This is a genomic window from Tahibacter sp., from assembly GCF_035481375.1.
GTDB lineage: Bacteria > Pseudomonadota > Gammaproteobacteria > Xanthomonadales > Rhodanobacteraceae > Tahibacter.
This window is the reverse complement of the sequence record NZ_DATIGT010000178.1, coordinates 1-3,182: the sequence shown is the minus strand read 5'-3', so window position 1 is coordinate 3,182 and position 3,182 is coordinate 1. Positions and strand designations below refer to the sequence as shown.

At 71.6% G+C, this 3,182-nt stretch carries 4 protein-coding genes; all 4 read right to left on the bottom strand.

Going from position 1 to position 3,182, the window contains the following annotated elements; genetic code table 11:
- Positions 1-970, bottom strand: a 970-nt coding sequence (locus tag VLF18_RS11535; RefSeq protein ID WP_325279770.1) for a glycosyltransferase, incomplete at its 3' end; no start/stop codon positions are given.
- Positions 964-1,926, bottom strand: a complete 963-nt coding sequence (locus tag VLF18_RS11530; protein ID WP_325279769.1) for an NAD(P)-dependent oxidoreductase — start codon at positions 1,924-1,926, stop codon at positions 964-966. The genes VLF18_RS11535 and VLF18_RS11530, both read right to left, overlap by 7 nt.
- A complete protein-coding gene (locus VLF18_RS11525) occupies positions 1,923-2,789 on the bottom strand; it encodes an MBL fold metallo-hydrolase (RefSeq protein WP_325279768.1) in 867 nt (288 codons plus the stop codon). The genes VLF18_RS11530 and VLF18_RS11525 overlap by 4 nt, the downstream gene beginning before the upstream one ends.
- Positions 2,790-2,798: 9 nt before the next feature.
- The coding region (locus VLF18_RS11520; RefSeq protein ID WP_325279767.1) for a 3-oxoacyl-[acyl-carrier-protein] synthase III C-terminal domain-containing protein at positions 2,799-3,182 on the bottom strand (384 nt) is incomplete at its 5' end.

Here is a 3,182-nt window from a genome sequence, read left to right as displayed (position 1 = left end):
GCACGAGACTGCGCACCACGCACAGCGCCGCGATTGCGGCGCCGGCCAGCGGATGCCACGCGGCGACGGCACTCGCACAGGCCGCCGTCAGGATCAGCGGCGGCAGCCCGTGCAGCACGACGATGGTTGCGGCGAGTCTTCGTGGCTGGCGTTCGAGCAGCAGCAGGGCGAACAGGAACCAGCGATGCAGCAGCTGCGCGTAGTGGCGCAGGTTGCGCACGCTCGTACGCACGAACAGCGGGGCGACGCTCTGATGGATGCTGCCGCCGCTCGCGCGCAGCGCGAGCGCGACGGCCAGGTCGTCGGTCAGGTGGCGCGCGAGCGGCGCAAAGCCGCCCATGCGCGCGAGCGCGTCAGTGCGCAGCGCATAGCCCATGCCGTTGATGCTCGGCGGCGGCCAGGCCGACAGCAGCGGCAGATAGGTCAGCGCGGCATTGTTGTTGACGAACTGCGCCAGCAGGCGCGAGGCGAGGCGGCCCTCGTCGAGACAGCAGGGCAGGCCGGTCGCGAGGTCGTCGTGTCGCAGCCGTGCGAGCAGTTCCGCGAGGCTCGCCGCCGGCAGGTGCGTGTCGTCGTCCAGCACGACGAGATGCGGCGTCGCGACCAGCGATGAGGCAAAGGCAAGTTTGTGGATCTTGGGATTGTGGCCGGCCGGCGCCGGCGGCACGGTCAGGCAGACGATCGCGATCTGCGGATACGCGGCGCGCAACTCGTCGGTGACGGTCTGCGCGATCGCATCGTCGGCATCGACGAGCCAGAGGAAACGGCACTGCGGCAGCGCGCGCAGATTGCTTTCGAGCATGTCCGGCAGCGCGGGGTCGCCGCCGAGGATCGGCTGCAGGATCGTCGTCGCCGGCGCCGCCGTCGCGGCGACCGGACGCGTTGCGTCGACGTAGCGCAGCGCGAACGCGGCCTTGCCGAACAGCAGCAGTGCGTAGCACGCGCAGAGCAGCAGGCACAGCGTCAGCATCGGCGCCGCTGCCAGTCGACGAAACGCGCGACGCCTTCGTCGAGCGACACCGACGGCGGACCGAGGTCGCGCAGCATGCGCGTCGCGTCGAAGGTCTTGGACTGCGTGAACACGCCGACGCCGAAGCGCGTGATCGGGGGTTCGCCGGGCAGGCGCAGCGTGCGGTACAGCCATTCGCCGGCGGTGGCGGCGGCGCGCGCGAGCCGCAGCGACACGCGGCGGCGCGGTGCGGGCAGGCCGAGGCGTTCGAACGTGTCGAGCAGGAAGGTCTGGATCGCGATCGGCGCGTTGTTGGTCAGGTTGTAGCTGCCGCGCAGATCCTCGCGCAGCGCGAGCGCCAGCAGATAGTCGCAGAGCGTTTCGATGTAGATCAGGTCGCCGACCGCCGGCGCGCGGCCGGTGTCGATCAGCGGCAGGCGGCCGCGCCGCGCCGCGCGCAGGATGCGCGGGAACAGCACCGTGTCGCCGGGTCCGAATACCGCGCGCGGACGCGCGACGACCCAGCTGCCCTCGTAGCCTGCGACGAGCTGCTCGCCCGCATATTTGGTCGCGGCATAGTCGTTGACGAACGCGGGACCGATCGGGCTGTCTTCGGTGAGTCCGAACTGATCGGCGTCGCGATAGAACACCGAGCTCGATGAAACATAGACGAGTCGCGGCAGGCCGTTGCGCCGGCACCAGTCGAGCACGCGGCGCGTCGCCTCGACGTTGTGCCGCCGGAAGTCCGCGGTCGTGCCCCAGGGCGAGGAGCGCGCGGCCGCGTGGATGACGACGTCGGCGCGGACGTCGAGATCGAACGGCTGCGACAGATCGATCGCGTGGTAGTTCGGACGCGCGAGCGGACGCCGGCCGACGCCGTGGAGCACGAGATCCTCGCGCGCGGCGAAGCGGTCGAGAAACGCCGAGCCGATAAAGCCCGAGGCGCCGGTCACGAGAATGTGCCGCGGTGCGCTCATGCGGCGCGTTCCTGCGCGCGCGGTGAGTACGACGCGATGGTCGCGCCGCAGTGCGACGGCACGATCAGCAGGTCGGGCTGGCGGGTCGCGACCGCGAGCAGGCCCGCGAGCGTCGTGCGGTAGGCCGCCCAGTCGTGCATCAGCGGGCGCGCGAGCAGCGACGGCATGCGCTGTTCGCGCCAGGCGCGCGCCGACCAGCACGCGTCGGCCGCGAGCAGCAGCGGGCGATCGTCCGCGTCGCGCAGCAGCAGTCCCATCTGCGCGCTGCTGTGGCCGGGCAACGGAACGGCGATCAGGCTGCCGTCGCCGAACAGATCGAAGCCGCGCGCGAACGGTGCCCACAGCGGCCCGAGATCGCGCGCGGGCGCGTCGTCGGCATAGTCCAGGCGCGCGGCGAAATCGTCCGGCAGCAGCGCCGGCAGCACCGCGTGCATGAGCGCGCGCAGGCGGCCGACGTCGCGGAGCTGCGCTATCTCGGCACGCAGCGCGGTGAAGCGCGCGCGCGGTAGGTCGCGCAGGCCGGCGATGTGGTCCGCGTGCAGATGCGAGATCAGCACGCGCGCGACGTCGGCGGGCGCGACGCCGTGCCGCGCGAGCTGTTGTTGCAGCGTCTGCGTCGCCGGCAGCTGCACCGGCGTGATCCAGCGATAGAGGCGTTCCGGGAACCGCTGCGTGGCCGCTTCGAAATGCGCGGAATAGCCAGTGTCATAGAGCAGCGCGCCGTGCCGCGGATGGATCAGCAGTGCGGCCAGCGCCGGAAATTCCGCGCTCGTCCAGCGTCCGCCGCGCAGCGTGACCCATTCGGGATGACGGCAGTGGCCGACCTGCAGCAGATGGACGCGGAGTCGCGATGCGGGTTTCACTCGATGGCCTCAGCAGCGCAGCACGAGGCCGCCGAAACTGACGCCGGCACCGGTGCCGATCAGCAGCGCGTGCATGCCGCGCTGCAGGCGGCCGCTGCTCAGCGCGTGATGCAGCGCGCTCGGCAGCGATGCGGCGACCTGGTTGCCGTGGGTCGCGAAGATGTCGACGGTGCGTTCGCGCGGCAGGCGCAGCAGGCGCGCGAGAAAGTCGAGGCCGTGGCGACTCGCCTGGTGCGGGATCACGACGTCGATGTCGCTGCGTGCGAGGCCGGCGTCGGCGAGCAGCGTGTCGATGAACGGCCCGAGCCGGCGCGCGGCGAGGCGGAAGACCGAGGTGCCGTCCATGCGGAACTGCGCCAGCGGTCCGAACGGCTCGTCGATGCGGCTCGGGTG